At 63.6% G+C, this 17,304-nt stretch carries 19 protein-coding genes; 10 read left to right on the top strand and 9 right to left on the bottom strand.

Annotated features, from left to right (window positions below; all coding sequences use genetic code 11):
• Nucleotides 1-117: 117 nt before the first annotated feature.
• From WFP36_RS07105 to WFP36_RS07125, 5 genes are all read right to left on the bottom strand, one after another.
• Complete coding sequence (locus tag WFP36_RS07105; RefSeq protein WP_336979177.1) at nucleotides 118-651, bottom strand: CarD family transcriptional regulator; 534 nt, start codon at nucleotides 649-651, stop codon at nucleotides 118-120.
• Nucleotides 652-969: 318 nt separating this feature from the next.
• A complete protein-coding gene (locus tag WFP36_RS07110; RefSeq protein ID WP_336979178.1) occupies nucleotides 970-1,263 on the bottom strand; it encodes a hypothetical protein in 294 nt (97 codons plus the stop codon).
• A 92-nt stretch (nucleotides 1,264-1,355) separates the two neighbouring features.
• Nucleotides 1,356-1,694 carry a ferredoxin FdxA gene (fdxA, locus tag WFP36_RS07115; protein WP_336979180.1) on the bottom strand — a complete coding sequence of 113 codons (339 nt, stop codon included), beginning with the start codon at nucleotides 1,692-1,694 and terminating at the stop codon, nucleotides 1,356-1,358.
• Nucleotides 1,691-2,002, bottom strand: a complete 312-nt coding sequence (locus WFP36_RS07120; RefSeq protein WP_336979182.1) for an RNA-binding S4 domain-containing protein — start codon at nucleotides 2,000-2,002, stop codon at nucleotides 1,691-1,693. The genes fdxA and WFP36_RS07120 overlap by 4 nt, the downstream gene beginning before the upstream one ends.
• Nucleotides 2,003-2,017: 15 nt before the next feature.
• Nucleotides 2,018-4,723 carry a helicase-related protein gene (locus WFP36_RS07125; RefSeq protein WP_336979184.1) on the bottom strand — a complete coding sequence of 902 codons (2,706 nt, stop codon included), beginning with the start codon at nucleotides 4,721-4,723 and terminating at the stop codon, nucleotides 2,018-2,020.
• Between the two features lie 222 nt (nucleotides 4,724-4,945).
• Between WFP36_RS07125 and WFP36_RS07130 the strand changes: the two genes are divergently transcribed.
• From WFP36_RS07130 to WFP36_RS07150, 5 genes are all read left to right on the top strand, one after another.
• Nucleotides 4,946-6,568, top strand: coding sequence for a M23 family metallopeptidase (locus WFP36_RS07130; RefSeq protein WP_336979185.1), 1,623 nt, complete (start codon nucleotides 4,946-4,948; stop codon nucleotides 6,566-6,568).
• A gap of 61 nt (nucleotides 6,569-6,629) precedes the next feature.
• Nucleotides 6,630-7,628: a porphobilinogen synthase gene (gene hemB, locus WFP36_RS07135; RefSeq protein ID WP_336979187.1), complete on the top strand. Its 999-nt coding sequence runs from the start codon at nucleotides 6,630-6,632 to the stop codon at nucleotides 7,626-7,628.
• Nucleotides 7,621-8,181, top strand: a complete 561-nt coding sequence (locus tag WFP36_RS07140; RefSeq protein WP_336979189.1) for a GNAT family N-acetyltransferase — start codon at nucleotides 7,621-7,623, stop codon at nucleotides 8,179-8,181. Before hemB ends, WFP36_RS07140 begins: the two co-directional genes overlap by 8 nt.
• Complete coding sequence (locus WFP36_RS07145; protein ID WP_336979191.1) at nucleotides 8,178-8,741, top strand: gamma carbonic anhydrase family protein; 564 nt, start codon at nucleotides 8,178-8,180, stop codon at nucleotides 8,739-8,741. Before WFP36_RS07140 ends, WFP36_RS07145 begins: the two co-directional genes overlap by 4 nt.
• Nucleotides 8,728-9,012 carry a DUF167 domain-containing protein gene (locus WFP36_RS07150; protein WP_336979193.1) on the top strand — a complete coding sequence of 95 codons (285 nt, stop codon included), beginning with the start codon at nucleotides 8,728-8,730 and terminating at the stop codon, nucleotides 9,010-9,012. The genes WFP36_RS07145 and WFP36_RS07150 overlap by 14 nt, the downstream gene beginning before the upstream one ends.
• Here the strand turns inward: WFP36_RS07150 and WFP36_RS07155 are convergent.
• The 4 genes from WFP36_RS07155 to WFP36_RS07170 form a co-directional block, all read right to left on the bottom strand.
• Nucleotides 9,009-9,329, bottom strand: a complete 321-nt coding sequence (locus tag WFP36_RS07155) for a DMT family transporter (protein WP_336979195.1) — start codon at nucleotides 9,327-9,329, stop codon at nucleotides 9,009-9,011. The genes WFP36_RS07150 and WFP36_RS07155 overlap by 4 nt on opposite strands.
• A gap of 104 nt (nucleotides 9,330-9,433) precedes the next feature.
• Entirely contained in the window at nucleotides 9,434-9,835 is a 402-nt protein-coding gene (locus WFP36_RS07160; protein ID WP_336979196.1) for a group II truncated hemoglobin, read from the bottom strand.
• Between the two features lie 99 nt (nucleotides 9,836-9,934).
• A complete protein-coding gene (clpA, locus tag WFP36_RS07165; RefSeq protein WP_336979198.1) occupies nucleotides 9,935-12,301 on the bottom strand; it encodes an ATP-dependent Clp protease ATP-binding subunit ClpA in 2,367 nt (788 codons plus the stop codon).
• A 143-nt stretch (nucleotides 12,302-12,444) separates the two neighbouring features.
• Nucleotides 12,445-12,651, bottom strand: coding sequence for a DUF1192 domain-containing protein (locus WFP36_RS07170; RefSeq protein ID WP_336979200.1), 207 nt, complete (start codon nucleotides 12,649-12,651; stop codon nucleotides 12,445-12,447).
• A gap of 97 nt (nucleotides 12,652-12,748) precedes the next feature.
• Here WFP36_RS07170 and WFP36_RS07175 point away from each other — a divergent pair, with 97 nt between their 5' ends.
• The 5 genes from WFP36_RS07175 (at nucleotide 12,749) to WFP36_RS07195 (ending at nucleotide 17,296) form a co-directional block, all read left to right on the top strand.
• Nucleotides 12,749-13,759 carry an NAD(P)H-quinone oxidoreductase gene (locus WFP36_RS07175; RefSeq protein WP_336979202.1) on the top strand — a complete coding sequence of 337 codons (1,011 nt, stop codon included), beginning with the start codon at nucleotides 12,749-12,751 and terminating at the stop codon, nucleotides 13,757-13,759.
• Entirely contained in the window at nucleotides 13,752-14,369 is a 618-nt protein-coding gene (locus WFP36_RS07180; RefSeq protein WP_336979204.1) for a glutathione S-transferase family protein, read from the top strand. Before WFP36_RS07175 ends, WFP36_RS07180 begins: the two co-directional genes overlap by 8 nt.
• A 109-nt stretch (nucleotides 14,370-14,478) precedes the next feature.
• A complete protein-coding gene (locus tag WFP36_RS07185) occupies nucleotides 14,479-15,384 on the top strand; it encodes a UDP-2,3-diacylglucosamine diphosphatase (RefSeq protein WP_336979205.1) in 906 nt (301 codons plus the stop codon).
• Between the two features lie 28 nt (nucleotides 15,385-15,412).
• Nucleotides 15,413-16,474, top strand: a complete 1,062-nt coding sequence (locus WFP36_RS07190; RefSeq protein WP_336979206.1) for a glycosyltransferase family 4 protein — start codon at nucleotides 15,413-15,415, stop codon at nucleotides 16,472-16,474.
• Between the two features lie 117 nt (nucleotides 16,475-16,591).
• Complete coding sequence (locus WFP36_RS07195) at nucleotides 16,592-17,296, top strand: DUF1013 domain-containing protein (RefSeq protein ID WP_336979208.1); 705 nt, start codon at nucleotides 16,592-16,594, stop codon at nucleotides 17,294-17,296.
• The last annotated feature ends 8 nt before the right edge of the window (nucleotides 17,297-17,304 follow it).

The following is a 17,304-nucleotide window of genomic DNA, read 5'->3' on the forward strand; positions in this document are numbered from 1 at the left end:
AATACAGCAATACACTAAATGGGGAGTCGTCTCAATCATGCAAGGGGCAGGTTGGGCTGAACGAAAAAGGCCGCCCCGGTGGGGGCGGCCCTTGCGTGTGTTTGAGGTGCGATCCGCTCAGGCGGTTTCGGCAGTCTCGTAATATTTCGGCGCGTGTTCGTTGAGGATCGCAAGGATCTTCTTGAGCGCGGCCGGTTCGTCCGTCTTCTCCATCGCGGCCAGCTCGCGAGCGAGGCGGCTGGAAGCGGCTTCAAAGATCTGGCGTTCGGAATAGCTCTGTTCCGGCTGATCGTCGGCGCGGAACAGGTCGCGCGTCACTTCGGCGATCGAGACCAGATCGCCCGAATTGATCTTGGCTTCATATTCCTGCGCGCGGCGCGACCACATGGTGCGCTTCACCTTGGGCTTGCCCTTCAGCGTGTCGAGCGCTTCGCGCAGTGTCTTGTCGCTGGAAAGCTTGCGCATGCCGATCGCTTCGACCTTGTTGACCGGAACGCGCAGAGTCATGCGTTCCTTTTCGAAGCGGAGAACATAGAGTTCGAGCTGCATGCCGGCGATTTCTTCGTTCTGCAGCTCGATTACACGGCCAACGCCGTGCTTGGGATAAACAACATAATCGCCGACGGAAAAGGCGGGAGCCTTGGCTACCATGAATCGTCCTTTCTCAGTGCAGGAACCAGGCGCTTTGCAGGGTGACTGACGTCAAAACCATTCCGGGGCCGCAAGCCGGAGCCGCGACCCGAAATTGTCGTTCAACCCTGTTGCGTTACTGGGCCTGCCTTTCGTGATTCCTGTGGCCGGTTGTGGATAATTGCGACCATCGACGCATTATGTAGCAGTTTCGCAACAAAAATTCCAGCCCCGCAGCAAGGTAGCGGTACGATCCGCCAAATCGCCCAAGGCGAATTAGTTGACTAAGTCTTCGTGTGGCGAGCTAGCGCCATGAAAGGTCTTGAGAAGTTTTATGATTCAAGGCCTATCTGAAGTGCTGACCCGGGCCAGCAAATCACTGGCGATCGAGAAGCTCTTGGGCGCAACTCCCTCCGGCTGAGCGCTACCCACCTCATCCAGAAGTTTGGCCAGGACTTCACGTAAAGAATCGAGCAATTGCGCCTGTTGGCGGGCAATCTCTTCCGATTGCTCAAGGCGCACATGGAGGTCGGCCACCTTGGACGAAGCCAAAACTCCGCCAATGACGACACCGATACACGCCGCGATGGAACCCAACGCGATAAAACTCAAAACAAGCAGTGACGTGCCCATCTGTTGCCCCTCAGATATGCACTGAAAGGCGCAACCTAGTGCGAAATTCGCATTTCAACAACTGGAGTGGACGAGAAACGTCCTGATTTGGATCAGTCGCCTTCGCCGGCTTCGGCGGAAAAGTACTTGTCGAACTTGCCCTCTTCGCCCTTGTGCTCGTCAGCGTCGGCCGGCGGATCCTTGCGGGCAGTGATATTGGGCCATTCAGCCGAATATTTGGCGTTGAGCTCGAGCCACTTTTCAAGGCCGCCCTCGGTATCGGGCAGAATGGCCTCGGCCGGGCATTCCGGTTCGCACACGCCGCAGTCGATGCACTCGCTGGGATTGATCACCAGCATGTTCTCGCCTTCGTAGAAGCAGTCGACCGGGCAGACCTCGACGCAGTCCGTATACTTGCAGCGGATGCAGGCGTCGGTGACGACATAGGTCATGGGTGCGGTTGTCCTTCGCTCAATTGGCTTTCGCCGCCTGCTATGGCGATTGTGCCGGAAGCGTCAAGTTCCCGATAGCAGGCGCGTGCCTCTTCTGCCGGACCGCGCCGGCTTGGCAAAGACAGGATTTCTATCACCACCACACGGCTTCTTAGGGGCAGAGTGAGCACATCACCCGCCCCGATGGCCTGATCCAGATGCACAACCCGGGCACCGTTGCGGCGAATATGGCCCTCACCGACCCATTTCTGTGCCAGCCCCCGGCTCTTTGCGAAACGCAGGAACCAGAGGAGCCGGTCGATCCGCATTTCGTGGCCTTGGTATTAGCGCAGGAGATCCGCCAGGACCGCGAAGGCATTGCCTTCCGCCGGGCGGGACGGTGCTGGCCGGTTTTCCGGACGCTTGCCGCCGCCGGTGGGCTTGCCGCCCCTGCCGTCCTTGCGGACGCGTCCATCCTTGCGATCCTGATTTCCGCGGGCTGACGATCCGGCATCCTTGCGATGGGTTTCCCCGCGCGGGGAACGCCCACGGCGTTCTTCTTCCTGGCGTTCGCCGCGATGGTCGGTTCTGGGGGCGCGCCAATCCCACATCAGCGGGGCGGGCGGGCCAAAGGCACCCTCGGCCAATGCGCGGTGGCGCACGGGGCGGAAGCCAGCGTCTCGCATCAGCCGCGCATAGCTCTCCTCGGTCAGTCCCATCGAAGTGGGCAGGGCCAGATCGATGAAGAACCGTTTACCGGAAGCGGCGGCACGCGCTTCATGCGCGGCACGGAACAGTTTTTCGGCCATGTCGAGCCGGATCGCGTGCCTGCCGGCATGGCGATAACCCGCCGGAAGATGCCGTGCGCCCTCGATGACGGCGGCCATATTATCCTGCACCGCGCGATTATCTGCACCGATTGCGCGCAGAAGCCGGCGTGGCGCGGGCTTGAGCAGGGCCGGGGCGAAGACGTCCAGTGCGCCGATGGTGACACCCAGCTTGCGCAGCAGGTGACGCCGTTCCTTGGGAAGATAGGCAAGGCCTGCCTTCTCACGCGCGACCATGCCGGCGCCGGCGACAACCTGCAGCAACAGCGCGCGCAATTCGGTGCCAGCTTCCGGGTCGCGAGTCGCTTCTTCCAACGTGCGCAGCGGCGCCAGTGGAGCCAGTTCGCCTTCGAGCCAGTGACCAAGCGTCTCCGCCAGCTTTTCGGCCTGCACCGGGCCGAGCGCGGTGAGTTCCTTCGCCAGTTCCAGCCTCGGACGGGTGATGTCCTTCGTAGGATGCAGCGTGGCAACCGGCTGGCCTTCGCGCAGCACCTGCCCGCCTTCCAGTGTCAGCGTGCCAAGTTCGCTTGCTGCCATCTTCTGTGCCTTCTGGGCCAGCAACTGCGGCAGGTGCTTTTCCGCCGCGGCGAGCAGCAGCTTGCGATCGGCATGGCCGGCCTGCGCGTCCACCACGAAACGGAAACCGTCCAGATGGCCGATCGCTTCGCCCTCGACCAGCACAGCGCCGTCGTCGTTCAGTTCAACCTTCAAGAGACCTGCATCCTTCCCCATGGTCTTCATCAATACAGCAGTGCGGCGATTGACGAAACGTTCGGTGAGCCGCTGATGGAGCGCGTCCGAAAGCCGGCTTTCGACAGAGCGCGCGCGTGCGGCCATTTCATCCTTTGCCAGCACCCAATCGGGCCGCTGGGCGATATAGGCCCAGCTGCGGATCGCTGCGATGCGGCCCTGCAACGTGTCGATGTCGCCGGACAGATTGTCCAGCTCCGAAATCCTGGCCCCCGCGTAATCCGCGCCGAGATAGCCGTCTTTCAGCTCCTGCCACAGGCGCTGGACGAAGCGGGCATGCGTTTCTGCGCCCTGCTGGCGGAAATCGGGCAGCGAACAGACATCCCAGAAGCGGCGTACCATTCCCGGCGTGGTCAGGGTCTCGGCAATGCCGTGTTCTTCCGCCAGGCGTTTGAGCACCTTGAGGTCGATCGCTTCGGGTGCCGGGGCAAGCTGGGGCAGATCGGGCTTGGTTTCCAGATCGGCGATCAGCATGTCGACACTGTCGAAGCGGGGATCGGATTCGCGCCAGAACAGCTTGGTCAGCGGCGCGAAACGGTGTTCCTCGATCGCGTAGATTTCTTCCTCGGTGAACTCCACCGGAGCGCCGCCGCGTCCGCCACCCGACAGGGTGCCGAAGGTGCCGTCCTTCTGGTGTCGCCCCGCACGCCCCGCGATCTGGGCCATTTCCGAGGGAGTAAGACGCCGCTGGCGCGATCCGTCGAATTTGGAGAGCCCGGCAAAGGCCACATGGGTAACATCGAGATTGAGGCCCATGCCGATGGCATCGGTGGCGACGATGTAGTCCACCTCGCCGGACTGGAACAACTCGACTTGGCGGTTACGCGTATCGGGGCTCAACGCACCCATGACCACGGCCGCGCCGCCCCGGAAGCGGCGGAGCATTTCCGCCACGGCATAGACCTGCTCCGCCGAGAAGGCGACGATGGCACTGCGGGGGGGCAGGCGGGAGAGCTTGGCGCTGCCTGCGTGGCGCAACGTGGAAAAGCGTGGACGTTCGATAATCTCCGCATCCGGGATCAGCGCTTTCACCATGGGTGAGAGCGTTGCAGAGCCGAGCAGCATCGTCTCTTCCCGCCCGCGCACATTGAGCAGCCGGTCAGTGAAGATGTGCCCGCGTTCGGGATCGGCCGAGAGCTGGGCTTCGTCCAGCGCAACGAAGGCCAGATCGCCCTTGCTCAGCAATCCTTTGCCCAGGCGATCGGGCCGACCGGCGGGCATGGCTTCGGCAGTGCAGAGAAACCAGCGCGCTTCGGGCGGTTCGATTCGTTCCTCGCCAGTGATCAGCGCAACCGAACGGTCGCCCTTGATCGCGCGGACCTTGTCATAGACCTCGCGCGCCAGCAGGCGCAGCGGAAAGCCGATGGCGCCGCTCGAATGGGCACATAGCCTCTCGATCGCGAGATGGGTTTTGCCGGTATTGGTCGGGCCGAGTACGGCCTTGATGCGCCTATCGGCGGAACTTCGGGTCACAATGATATCCAATGTGGCAGGTGCGGGCGGGGCAGGCAACCGAACATTGGCCGACTTTGCCGATGGCGCCCTTGTTTCAGCTAGCCGTCCGTCCGAGTCACTCCATCGAAATTGACGGCTTATTAACTTTGATCCGCCATGGATTTGCGCCAGACAGGCGGGCGGGATCGGGTCGCGCCATCCTCAAGAGCGGATGGCCGGCCAGGCCGAGTGGAGACGGGTTTGTTCAAGCCGCGTGACCAGGGGGAAGCCGGTATCGATGCCGGCAGCGTAAGCGGGCCAGGCTCTGCCGCGGCCCAGCTTTCGCATTCCCTGATCCTGGACGATCCGCGCAAGCTGGTGATTGCCCGCTTCAATTCCTTTGCGGAACGCTATGGCCAGTGGCGTGAGCGCCTTTCGCTTCATTTCTCAGGCCTCGATCTGGCACCGGACCTTGCCGAGGATATCGGCAGCACGCGCTGGTTCCGGGGGGCGGGCACCATGTTCGGCCTTGCTGCCGTGGCGCTGCTGTTCTGGCCCGATTTCGCCCCCGTGGAAGCCGCCGCGCCGATGAGCATCGGCGATGCCGAACGCGACGAATTTCGCAGCCAGATGATCATGCCGCTGGCGCTTGGCGGCGATAGCGGCCGCCATATGGCCGCCACGGCTGCCGTGCGCCCGTTGCAGTCGGCTCCGGAACGGCCGCAGATCGAATTGGTGGCAACCCTTGCCCAGGGCGACAGTTTCGCGCGGATGCTTCAACGTGCCGGTGTCGGCTCGGCAGAAGCGGACCGCGTTGTCTCGCTGGTTTCGGCTGCCATGCCGCTGTCGGACATTTCCGCAGGCACGAAAGTGGATCTCGTTCTGGGCCGCCGCGTTTCGCCCACCCAGCCGCGGCCGCTCGATTCGCTATCCTTCCGCGCGCGTTTCGATCTCGAACTCGCGCTCGAGCGGCGAAACGGGGCTCTGGCGCTGGATCCCCGGCCGATTCGTGTCGATTCGACCCCGCTACGTATCCGCGGCAGAGTTGGCTCCAGCCTCTATCGCTCCGCGCGCGGGGCAGGCGCTCCGGCTCGGGCCGTGCAGGACTATCTGCGCACTCTGGCGAGCCAGTACGATCTCGACAGTGCCCTGGGCCCGAATGACGAATTCGACATGATCGTTTCCTACAAGCGCGCGGCTACGGGCGAAGTGGAAACCGGCCAGTTGCTCTATGCGGGGGTGATCCGGAACGGAAAACCCAAGACCCAGCTGATGCGCTGGGGCAAGGACGGCCAGTTCTTCGAGGCGTCGGGCGTGGGCGAGCAGCGTAGCGGCCTGCTCGCGCCGGTTTCAGGCCGGGTGACCTCCAATTACGGCATGCGCCGCCATCCGATCCTCGGTTACACGCGCATGCATGCGGGGATGGATTTCAAGGCGGGCTACGGCACGCCGATCTATGCCGTCAGCGATGGCACGGTGGCCTTCGCCGGTCGTCATGGCGGGCATGGCAATTATGTAAAGCTCAATCACGGCGGCGGGCTGGGAACTGGCTATGCGCATATGAGCCGGATTTCCGTCAGCAACGGTCAGCGCGTGCGGCGCGGCCAGGTGATCGGTTATGTCGGCTCCACTGGCCTCTCGACCGGGCCCCATTTGCATTACGAGATGTATCGTGGCGGCAAGACGGTGAATCCGGCCAGCGTGCAATTCGTCACTCGCGCCACGCTTTCGGGTAAGGAACTGGCCAGCTTCCGCTCGCAGCTTGCGGGCCTGCTGCAGGTGCAGCCCGGTGCCGCGCTGGTGAGCCTGGCGCCCGCTTCCAGCGTTGCCGAAGAGCCGAAGCGGGAAATCGAACGCGTGGATCGCCCGCGCGAGTTGCGCTGAAGGCGTTTGGCATAGCTCCATTCAATTGCGAATTGGCGCGATTTCCGGCAGGAGGCGCGCCATGACGAGCGCATCTTTCCCCGCAACCCGCCTGCGCCGCACCCGCGCCAGTGCATGGAGCCGCGCGCTCCACCGTGAAACCATTCTCACCCCGGCCGATCTTATCTGGCCGCTCTTCGTTACCGAAGGGCAGGGCGTGGAAGAACCGGTTGGATCGCTGCCCGGCGTTTCGCGCTGGTCGGTGGATGGCATTGCCGCCCGCGCGAGGGAAGCAGTGGCGCTTGGCATTCCGTGCCTTGCCCTGTTCCCTAACACCCAGCCTGAACGGCGCAGCGACAATGGGGCCGAGGCACTCAATCCCGATAATCTGATGTGCCGGGCGATCCGGGCGATCCGCGATGCTTGCGGCGACGATGTGGGCGTCCTCACCGACGTGGCGCTCGATCCCTATACGGCCCACGGCCAGGATGGGCTGATCGACGAGGCGGGTTATGTCCTCAACGACGCCACGGTTGAGGTGCTGGTGGGCCAGGCGCTCAATCAGGCAGAGGCCGGGGCGGATATCATTGCCCCGTCGGACATGATGGATGGGCGCATCGGGTCGATCCGGGCCGCGCTGGAACAGGGCAACCACGCCAATGTCCAGATCATGTCCTATGCCGCCAAATATGCCAGCGCCTTCTACGGTCCCTTCCGCGATGCGGTGGGCTCCGGCGGGCTGCTGAAGGGCGACAAGAAGAGCTACCAGATGGACCCGGCCAATTCGGAAGAGGCCCTGCGCGAAGTGGCGCTGGACCTTGCCGAAGGGGCCGACAGCGTGATGGTGAAACCGGGCCTGCCCTATCTCGATATCGTGCGCCGGGTGAAGGAACGCTTCGAAGTTCCGGTGTTCGCTTATCAGGTGAGCGGCGAATATGCGATGATCGAGGCAGCTTCGGCCGCCGGTGCGGGCAAGCGCGAGGACCTTGTGCTGGAGACATTGCTGGCCTTCAAGCGCGCCGGTTGTTCCGGCGTGCTGACCTATCATGCGCCGCTCGCCGCGCGCCTGCTCCATGGCTGAGTTCCGCCGGGAGACTGCACGGCTGGTCCTGCGCGACTGGAGCGGCGATGAGGACTGGCAGGCATTCTTCCTTCACACCAACACGCCTGAAGTGATGCGCTGGCTGGGCGGCGTGCTGCAGGCGGAAGGCGTGGCGGCGCAGCGCAGCCGGGTCGAAACCTGCCGCGAACGCAACGGCCACTGCTTCTGGCTGGTCGAACGCAAGGAAGATGGCGCAGTGCTGGGCTTTTGCGGCCTCAAGCGCACCGATGCCCCCGACAGCCCGTCACTGGGCGAGATGGAAGTCGGCTGGCGCCTGCGCGAGGACGCGTGGGGGCAGGGTTACGCCAAGGAGGCAGCACTGGCCTCGCTGGCGGCAGGCTTCGACACCTTCGGCGCGCAAGAGATCGTCGCCCTCACCGTGCTGGAGAACGCGCCCAGCTGGGGCCTGATGAAGCGGATCGGGATGCGGCGCCGCGAAGACCTCGACTTCACCGATCTGCGCCCGCAAGCGCCGTTTCGCGATACGATCGTCTATTCGATCGACCGGGCGGAATGGGAGGCCGCGCAATGAACCGCAGTGACGTCACTATCCTGTCCATCCACGGCAAGACGCCGAAAATCCACGATACTGCCTTCATCGCACCGGGGTGCCGGATCATCGGCGACGTCGAGATCGGGCCGGATGCCAGCATCTGGTACAATTGCGTGATCCGTGCGGATGTGAACCGCATCGTGATCGGCGCGCGGACCAATGTGCAGGATGGCACCGTGATCCATTGCGAAAGCCCCAGCCCGCGCCGCCCGGAAGGGTTCCCGACACTGATCGGGGAAGATGTGCTGATCGGCCATCTCGCCATGGTCCATGGCTGCATTCTGGAAGACCGGGCCTTTGTCGGCCTTGGTTCCATCGTGATGGATGGTTGCCGTATCGGGGCCGACGCCATGCTGGCGGCCGGCGCGATGCTTACGCCGGGCAAGGCGATGCCTTCCGGCCAGCTCTGGACCGGAAGGCCTGCCACCCATGCGCGCGATCTGCCCGAAAAGGCGATCGCCGAGATGCGCGCGGGGGTTGCCCATTATGTCGAGAATGCCCGCCACCATGCCGCCGCGTTGAAAGATGGCGCGGCCTAAGACGGAAGCCCCACCCGCCGAGGCGATACTCGCCCTGGCCGATACGGATGGCCGGCTGGCGGTGAAAGTCACGCCCGGCGCGCGGGTGGAACTGCTCGAAATCGCGGAAGGCAAGCTGCTGGTGAAGACCCGCGCCAAGCCCAAGGATGGGGAAGCGACCGAGGCGGTTCTGGCCCTGATCGCCGGAGCCCTGGGCGTGGCGCGCAGCCGTGTCACCTTGCTGCGCGGAGATACTTCGCGCGAGAAGCTGGTGAAGATTCAGACCGTCTAGGCGGGGCTCGACAGCTTCATCAGCACGATCCCGCTCAGGATCAGGCCGGCGGCGAGCAGGCGGCTGGCCGTGACGGCCTCGCCCAGGAACAGGATGCCGGCGGCAAAGGCTCCGACCGCACCGATGCCGGTCCACACCGTATAGGCGGTGCCGAGCGGCAGCGTGCGCATGGACCATGCGAGCAGGCCGAAGCTGACCAGCATGGCGGAGATAGTGAGCAGGGATGGCCAGAGGCGAGAGAAGCCGCCGGACAGCTTCATGGAATAGGCCCAGACGACCTCGAACAGACCGGCGACGATGAGAGTGGCCCAAGCCATGGCGAACTTCCTTTCAAAAGTCGCCGGGCCGTCCCGGACCTGTGCCCTTTAAAAGGGGGAGGACGTGGCCTCGCCGCCTCAAGATAGGCGACAGGGCAGGGGAATCAAGCGCGGCCCATGGCGCGGGCGATCATGTGCAGCCTTTCGGAAAGCAGGCCTGCCACTTCGGCATCCTGCAAATGCGCATCGGCGATGGCGCGCTGCATCGCCTCGGCCCATTGGCCCGCCGTCTGGGCGCCGATGGGGAAGGCCGAATGCATGCTCATCATGCATTTGCCGGGATTCGCATCGAACCAGTCGCGCGGACCGCCGCTCCAGCCGGTCAGGAAGCCGGCGAGCGACTGGCGCATGGGGGCAAGGTCGGCTGCATGCATCGCGCGCAATTCGGCATAGGCCGGATCGCCGTCCATCAAATCGTAGAAACGCTCGACAATCCGCCGGATCGCCTCAGCTCCGCCCAGCCGCTCAAAGGCGGTGACGCGCGGTTCCTCGGGTGCGGCGGCCATGGATTCCCTTTCCTGAAAAGACTGCTCCAGCCTTTCCATCGCGGAAATTCGAGGCGAGCGCTTTGACTCGCCTCAAATTTCCTTGCGCGGGAGGCGTGCTCAGTCTTCCCCGGTGCCCTTGTCGGCCTGCGGGACGGGCTTTTTCTTCGGCACGGCCTTCTTCGCAGCCGGACGCTTGCGCTTTTCCTCCTTGGGCGGGGCGGGCGTCAGTTCGAAGCTGAGCCTGTCGTCCTTCACGCTCACATGGACTTCGCCGCCATGGACGAGCTTGCCGAACAACAGTTCCTCGGCCAGCGGCTGCTTCACCTTGTCCTGGATCAGGCGGGCCATCGGACGGGCGCCGTAGAGCTTGTCGTAACCGCGCTTGCCCAGCCACTGGCGGGCATCCGAATCGAACTGGATGTGGACGTTCTGCTCGGCCAGCTGCAATTCCAGCTGGAGGATGAACTTGTCCACCACCCGGCTGACCGTCTCCTGGCCCAGATAGGCAAAGGGCACGATCGCATCGAGGCGATTGCGGAATTCGGGGCTGAACATCTTCTTCACCGCCTCGTCGCCCGCATCCTCCTTGGATACGTCGCCGAAGCCGATGCCCTGGCGCGCCATGTCGGAAGCGCCGGCATTGGTGGTCATGATCAGCACCACGTTGCGGAAGTCCACCGTCTTGCCGTGATGGTCGGTCAGGCGGCCATTATCCATCACCTGCAGCAGGATGTTGAACAGGTCCGGGTGCGCCTTCTCGATTTCGTCGAGCAGCAACACGCTGTGCGGCTGCTGGTCCACTGCATCGGTCAGCAACCCGCCCTGATCGTAGCCGACATAGCCCGGAGGGGCGCCGATCAGGCGACTGACCGAATGGCGTTCCATATATTCTGACATGTCGAAGCGCTGCATCGGGATGCCCATGATGTTCGCCAGCTGCTTGGCCACTTCGGTCTTGCCGACGCCGGTGGGGCCGGAGAACAGGAAGCTGCCGATCGGCTTGTCCGGATCGCGCAGGCCCGCACGAGACAGCTTCATCGCCGTGGAGAGCACTTCGATGGCCTTGTCCTGCCCGAAGACCACGCGCTTGAGGTCCTTCTCGAGCGATTCGAGCGCCTTCTTGTCGTCGGTGCTGACCGTCTTGGGCGGGATGCGCGCCATGGTGGCGATCACTTCCTCGATTTCCTTGGCGGTGATCTTCTTCTTCCGCTTGGAAGGCGGCACCAGCATTTGCATTGCGCCCACTTCGTCGATCACGTCGATCGCCTTGTCGGGCAGCTTGCGGTCATTGATGTAACGGGCCGAAAGCTCGACGGCGGTCTTGATCGCCTCGGGCGTGTACTTGACCTTGTGGTGTTCCTCGAAGGCCGAACGCAGGCCGCGCAGAATCTTGATCGTGTCTTCCACGGTCGGTTCGTTCACGTCGATCTTCTGGAACCGGCGCAGCAGGGCGCGGTCCTTCTCGAAGTGATTGCGGAATTCCTTGTAGGTGGTCGAACCGATGCAGCGGATCGTGCCGCCCGAAAGCGCTGGCTTGAGCAGGTTGGAAGCGTCCATGGCCCCGCCGCTGGTCGCCCCGGCGCCGATTACCGTGTGGATCTCGTCGATGAACAGCACCGCATGCGGCATCTTTTCGAGTTCGGAGACGACCTGCTTCAGCCGTTCCTCGAAATCGCCGCGATAGCGGGTGCCGGCCAGCAGTGCGCCCATGTCGAGCGAGTAAATCACCGCCTTTTCAAGCACTTCGGGCACGTCGCCTTCCACGATCTTGCGCGCGAGGCCTTCGGCGATGGCCGTCTTGCCCACGCCCGGATCGCCGACATAGAGCGGGTTGTTCTTGGAACGGCGGCAGAGAATCTGGATCGTGCGGTCCACTTCCGGCCCGCGGCCGATCAGCGGATCGACCTTGCCGTCCAGCGCCTTCTGGTTGAGGTTCACCGTGAACTGGTCGAGCGCGGAATCCTTCTTGGACTTGTCGCTCTTTTCCTCGGCCTGCTGCTGCGGTTCTTCCGCGCCGCCGGGCGTGCGGGTTTCGACCTGGCGACCGCCCTTGCCGATGCCGTGGCTGATATAGCTTACCGCATCCAGGCGGCTCATATCCTGCTGCTGCAGGAAATAGACGGCATAGCTGTCACGCTCGGAAAACAGGGCCACCAGCACATTGGCGCCGGTAACCGTATCCTTGCCGGAAGACTGGACGTGCAGGATCGCGCGCTGGATTACCCGCTGGAATCCGGCCGTGGGCTGGGGATCGGCCTCATCCTCGGTCTTCAGCGACTGATATTCCTGATCGAGATATTGCTTCACCACTTCGGCAAGCTCGCCCAGGTCCACGCCGCATGCGGTCATCACCTCGGCGGCGTCCGGGTCTTCCACCAGCGCCAGCAGCAAGTGCTCCAGCGTCGCATATTCATGCGCGCGGTCGCTCGCATTCTGGAGCGCGTTGTGCAGCGTCTTTTCGAGGCTCTGGGCGAAATTGGGCATTCAGCGTTCTTTCGGTTGCGGGGAAGACCCTTCCGTTACCGGAAGGGGTAAGGGAGCGAGATTGACCGAAGCTGTATGGCCACGGGCAGGAGGGACAAGACCTATATGGGGTGGCCCCGCCGGATTGGGAGGGGCGGGCCGCATCAGGTAGTCGCTTTCGGCTTGAAGAGTGCTTCGGCCGCCAGCTTGTGGGCCCCGGCCTTGTCGCGATGGGCTTTCACCCGCGCGATTTCCGCTTCGAGCAGGGCGATGCGATCCGCCAGTTCGTCCAGCGAATAGCTGTCCAGGCTCTCTTTCGAGAGCTGGCCGGCTGCATCTCCGCGCCGCCTGGGGAGATCGTCGTCATCCATTGCGTCGCAGCATCGCAATTGTCCGCGCTTTCTGTCAATGGGGGCTTCGATTGGCATGTGGAGTGTGGCCGGCGGGCCACCAGCCGGATTGGAAGCAATGGCAGCAGCTCTTCCCGAAACGATGACGGCAATGGGCTTCGACGCCCCAGGCGGCCCCGAAGTATTGCGGGCGGAAACCCTGCCCGTGCCCCGGCCGGGCGCGGGGCAGGTGCTGCTTCGCACTGCCTTTGCCGGGGTCAACCGGCCGGACGTGATTCAGCGCCAGGGCCATTATCCGCCCCCGCCGGGCGCCTCTCCGATCCCCGGGCTCGAACTGTCGGGCACTATCGTGGCGGTGGGCGAGGGCGTTGAGCCCGAAATGCTGGGCCGCAAGGTCTGTGCGCTGGTGCCGGGCGGCGGCTATGCCGAATATTGCCTCGCCCATCACAGCCATTGCCTGCCTGTTCCGCAGGGCCTTTCGCTGGCGGAGGCTGCCGCCTTGCCGGAAACGCTGTTCACCGTGTGGCACAATGTGTTCGATCGCGGCTGGGCGTCGGAGGGGGAAACGCTGCTGGTCCATGGCGGCACCAGCGGCATCGGTTCGATGGCGATCATGCTGGGCAAGCTGTTCGGCCTCACCGTCATCACTACCTGCGGCAGCGAGGACAAGTGCGAGGCCGCGCGCAGGATCGGTGCGGATCTGGCGATCAATTATCGCGAGCAGGACTTCGTGGAGGAAGTGCAGGCCTTCACTGGCGGCAAGGGCGTGAATCTGGTGCTGGACATGGTCGCGGGCAGCTATGTGCCGCGCAATCTGCGCTGCCTTGCTGAGGACGGCCGCCATGTGACTATCGCCGTGCTGGGCGGGGCAAAGGCCGAGATCAACATGGCCGCACTGATGGTCCGCCGCGCGACGATGACCGGATCGACGCTGCGTCCGCGTTCCGACGGGTTCAAGGCGCTGCTCGCCCAGGAAATCGAAGAAAATGTATGGCCGTTGGTGGCCGAAGGGACCTTGCGCCCGGTGATGGACAGGGTCTTCCCGCTGAGCGAGGCGGGTGCGGCCCATGCCCGGATGGAAGCGGGTGAGCACATCGGCAAAATCGTGCTGGAGGTGGATGATGGATGACAAGCTGATCCTTCACGAGGACCCGGTCAGCGGCAATTGCTACAAGATTCGCCTCACCGCCGCCTTGCTGGGCCTCGATCTGGAACGGCGCAGCTACGATATTCTCAAGGGCGAGACGCGCACGCCCGAATTTCTCGCAAAAGTGAATTCCAACGGCCGCATCCCGGTGCTGCAGATCGGCCATCGCTTTCTGCCCGAAAGCAATGCCGCCTGTTTCTATCTGGCGGAGGGTTCGCGGCTGGTTCCCGCTGACCGGTTCGACCGGGCGGACATGCTGCGCTGGATGTTCTTCGAACAATATAATCACGAACCGAACATCGCCACTTTGCGCTTCTGGCTGACCTATGTCGGGCAGGGCAGCCTTTCGGAGCAGCAGCGGGGCCTGATCCCGTCCAAGCGCCTTGCCGGTGAAGCTGCGCTGGAATTGATGGACCGGCACCTGGCGGCACAGGACTGGTTCGTGGGCAAGGCGGCCTCGCTCGCCGATATCGCGCTCTATGCCTATACCCATGTCGCCGAAGAAGGCGGCTTCGTGCTGGGCGGTTATGCCAATGTCTGCGCCTGGCTCGACAGGGTCGGAAACCTGCCCGGCTATGTGACGATGGAATGACGACTTTATTGTAAAGAGTCGCGGAACTGTCCCTGAACTGTGAATCGCCTGTAACAATTGGGATTCATAGGCGCAAAGCCAAGATCAGGTTGTTCAAGGGCAATGCCGAATGTTTGGCGAGCGCGACAATTACGGTGAAAACGGCATCGCCGTTTCGGCTTTTCCTCATTTCACGGTGAGCGAGCCCAGCGTCCCCGAACCTTCGGGCGAAGGGCGGCGGCGTTATCGCACAATCTGGATTTCGGACGTCCATCTCGGCACCAAGGGCTGCAATGCCGAATTGCTGATCGACTTCCTCGACAATGTCGACAGCGAGACGATGTATCTCGTGGGCGACATCATCGATGGCTGGCGCCTGAAGAAGAAGTTCTACTGGCCCGCCACGCATAACGACATCGTCTGGCGCATCCTCAAACGCGCCAAGCGCGGAACGCGTATCGTCTACATTCCCGGCAATCATGACGAGATGTTCCGCCAGTTCACCGGCTTGAATTTCGGCGGAGTCGAGATTCGCCGCGCCGCCTTCCACGATACGGCCGACGGGCGCCGGCTGATGGTGTTGCATGGCGACGAGTTCGACGCGGTGATGCTGGCCCATCGCTGGCTCGCCTTCGTGGGCGATGCTGCCTACACGCTGCTGATGGGGCTCAACCGCCGGGTCAATTCGGTACGTGCCCGGCTGGGCCTGCCTTACTGGTCACTGTCCAAGATGGCGAAGCACAAGGTGAAGAACGCGGTCGAGTTCATCTCCCGCTATGAAGAGATCGTCACGCGCGCCGCCGCCCAACGGGGGGTTGACGGGGTGGTGTGCGGACACATCCACACGGCCGAGTTCCGGATGTTCGACGGGATCGAATATTGGAACGATGGCGATTGGGTGGAAGGCTGCAATGCGCTGGTCGAACATTTCGACGGGCGCATGGAAATCCTCCATTGGACCGACGAGATCGCCAAGCGCAACGCGGCAGAGACGGAAACTGCCGAAGCCGTCGCCCGTCTGGCGCAGGCGGCCTGATCGGCATGGCGGGAAAGGGCCTTCACCCATGAGAATCGCCCTTGTCACTGATGCCTGGGCTCCGCAGGTAAACGGCGTCGTCCGCACGTTGCAGGCAATCACCGAAATCCTTGCCCGCTGGGGGCATGAGGTGCTGGTGATCTCGCCGGACCAGTATCGCTCGGTTCCCTGCCCGTCCTATCCCGAAATCCGCCTGGCGCTGGCGAGTGGCCGTTCGGTCGGCAAGCGGATCGAAGATTTCGCACCCGATGCCGTGCATGTCGCCACCGAAGGGCCATTGGGCCTTGCCGCGCGCAATCATTGCGTGGCGCGGGCAGTGCCGTTCACCACGGCCTATCACACGCATTTCCCGGACTATGTCGCCAAGCGCACCGGCCTGCCGGCGTCATGGTTCTGGTCCTATATCCGCTGGTTCCACGGCCCCTCCGCCGGGATCATGGTGGCGACCGAGAGCGTGCGGCGCGATCTGCGCGCCCATGGCCTGTCCAATCTGCGCGAATGGAGCCGGGGCGTCGATCTGGAGGCTTTCGGCCCGCAGGTGGCGCCGCCCGATTTCTACTGGGATCTGCCGCGCCCGATTCAGCTCTATGTCGGGCGGGTCGCGGTCGAGAAGAACATCGAGGCGTTCCTGAAGTCCGATGTTCCCGGATCGAAAGTGGTGGTGGGCGATGGGCCCGCATTGGCCCGGCTGCGGCAGGAATTTCCCGACGCCCATTTCCTCGGCCGCCAGATGGGGGCGGAACTGGCGGCCTGCTATGCCGGGGCGGACGTCTTCATTTTCCCCAGTCGCACCGATACCTTCGGGCTGGTGATGATCGAGGCACTGGCTTGCGGCACGCCGGTGGCAGCCTATCCGGTGACCGGGCCGGTCGACATACTCACCCCCCAGAGCGGCGCAATGGACGAGAATCTGTCCGCCGCGATCTCCCGCGCATTGACGCTCGACCGTGAGCGTTGCCTTGCTCACGGTCGCAGCTTCACGTGGGAGGCGAGCGCGCGCCAGTTTCTCGATGCGCTGGTCTGCCCTGCCGAGCCGGTGGCCGAACCTGCCGCGCCCACGCTTCCCCTGGCGATCCGCCGCGCGGCCTGATCGCGCTCCTGCTTGCCCAAACGGGGGCAATGTCCTATCTAGGGCAGGCAAACGGCCGCTCCGAAAGGGGCGGCCCTTCTATTTTGGGCCCGCGAAGAGGCGGGCGGAGAGAAGACCATGTCCCAGTCCAAACCGCTCATGCCGCATGCCACGGCGTCGTGGCTCGTAGACAATACCGCTCTCAGCTTCGAACAGATCGCGGATTTCTGCGGGCTGCACATCCTGGAAGTGCAGGCCATGGCCGACGATCTGACCAGCGCCAAATATACCGGCCGCGATCCGATCCATTCGGGCGAGCTCACCCATGAGGAAATCGAGCGCGGTCAGGCAGATTCCAACTATGTGCTGAAGATGCAGAAGGCGCCGGTGCAGGTCAGCCGCACCAAGGGCCCGCGCTACACTCCGGTGTCCAAGCGGCAGGACAAGCCCGATGGCATCGCCTGGATTCTGCGCAACCATCCGGAAATTTCCGATGCGCAGGTTTCCAAGCTGATCGGCACGACGCGCAACACCATCGCCGCGATTCGCGACCGCTCGCACTGGAACATCCAGAACATTCAGGCGAAGGACCCGGTGACTCTGGGCCTGTGCTCGCAGCGCGAGCTGGACGCCGTGGTCTCCAAGGCCGCCAAGAAGGCCGGCATCGATCCCAACGCTCCGGTGGAAACCGGCACGTCCGACGATCGTCAGGCGCTGATCGACGAACTGCGCGCGGAACGCGAAGCTGCCGCCAAGGCCGCAATCGAAGCCGCGCAGGAAGCCGAAGTGGAAGCCTGGCTCGAAGCCAAGCGCGCGGCCGAGGCTGCTGAAGGTCAGGGCTGATCGGAAAC

Source organism: Fulverythrobacter fulvus (assembly GCF_037154085.1).
GTDB classification, from domain to species: domain Bacteria; phylum Pseudomonadota; class Alphaproteobacteria; order Sphingomonadales; family Sphingomonadaceae; genus Andeanibacterium; species Andeanibacterium fulvum.

Excerpts from the sequence above, each read along its gene's own strand:
- WFP36_RS07150 (WP_336979193.1), top strand. The coding sequence starts at position 8,728 with ATGGCGCGGCCTAAGACGGAAGCCCCACCCGCCGAGGCGATACTCGCC.
- WFP36_RS07155 (WP_336979195.1), bottom strand. The coding sequence starts at position 9,329 with ATGGCTTGGGCCACTCTCATCGTCGCCGGTCTGTTCGAGGTCGTCTGG.
- clpA (WP_336979198.1), bottom strand. The coding sequence starts at position 12,301 with ATGCCCAATTTCGCCCAGAGCCTCGAAAAGACGCTGCACAACGCGCTC.
- WFP36_RS07185 (WP_336979205.1), top strand. The coding sequence starts at position 14,479 with ATGTTTGGCGAGCGCGACAATTACGGTGAAAACGGCATCGCCGTTTCG.
- WFP36_RS07170 (WP_336979200.1), bottom strand. The coding sequence starts at position 12,651 with ATGGATGACGACGATCTCCCCAGGCGGCGCGGAGATGCAGCCGGCCAG.
- WFP36_RS07195 (WP_336979208.1), top strand. The coding sequence starts at position 16,592 with ATGTCCCAGTCCAAACCGCTCATGCCGCATGCCACGGCGTCGTGGCTC.
- WFP36_RS07175 (WP_336979202.1), top strand. The coding sequence starts at position 12,749 with ATGGCAGCAGCTCTTCCCGAAACGATGACGGCAATGGGCTTCGACGCC.
- hemB (WP_336979187.1), top strand. The coding sequence starts at position 6,630 with ATGACGAGCGCATCTTTCCCCGCAACCCGCCTGCGCCGCACCCGCGCC.
- fdxA (WP_336979180.1), bottom strand. The coding sequence starts at position 1,694 with ATGACCTATGTCGTCACCGACGCCTGCATCCGCTGCAAGTATACGGAC.
- WFP36_RS07120 (WP_336979182.1), bottom strand. The coding sequence starts at position 2,002 with ATGCGGATCGACCGGCTCCTCTGGTTCCTGCGTTTCGCAAAGAGCCGG.
- WFP36_RS07145 (WP_336979191.1), top strand. The coding sequence starts at position 8,178 with ATGAACCGCAGTGACGTCACTATCCTGTCCATCCACGGCAAGACGCCG.
- WFP36_RS07110 (WP_336979178.1), bottom strand. The coding sequence starts at position 1,263 with ATGGGCACGTCACTGCTTGTTTTGAGTTTTATCGCGTTGGGTTCCATC.
- WFP36_RS07105 (WP_336979177.1), bottom strand. The coding sequence starts at position 651 with ATGGTAGCCAAGGCTCCCGCCTTTTCCGTCGGCGATTATGTTGTTTAT.
- WFP36_RS07140 (WP_336979189.1), top strand. The coding sequence starts at position 7,621 with ATGGCTGAGTTCCGCCGGGAGACTGCACGGCTGGTCCTGCGCGACTGG.
- WFP36_RS07180 (WP_336979204.1), top strand. The coding sequence starts at position 13,752 with ATGGATGACAAGCTGATCCTTCACGAGGACCCGGTCAGCGGCAATTGC.
- WFP36_RS07190 (WP_336979206.1), top strand. The coding sequence starts at position 15,413 with ATGAGAATCGCCCTTGTCACTGATGCCTGGGCTCCGCAGGTAAACGGC.
- WFP36_RS07160 (WP_336979196.1), bottom strand. The coding sequence starts at position 9,835 with ATGGCCGCCGCACCCGAGGAACCGCGCGTCACCGCCTTTGAGCGGCTG.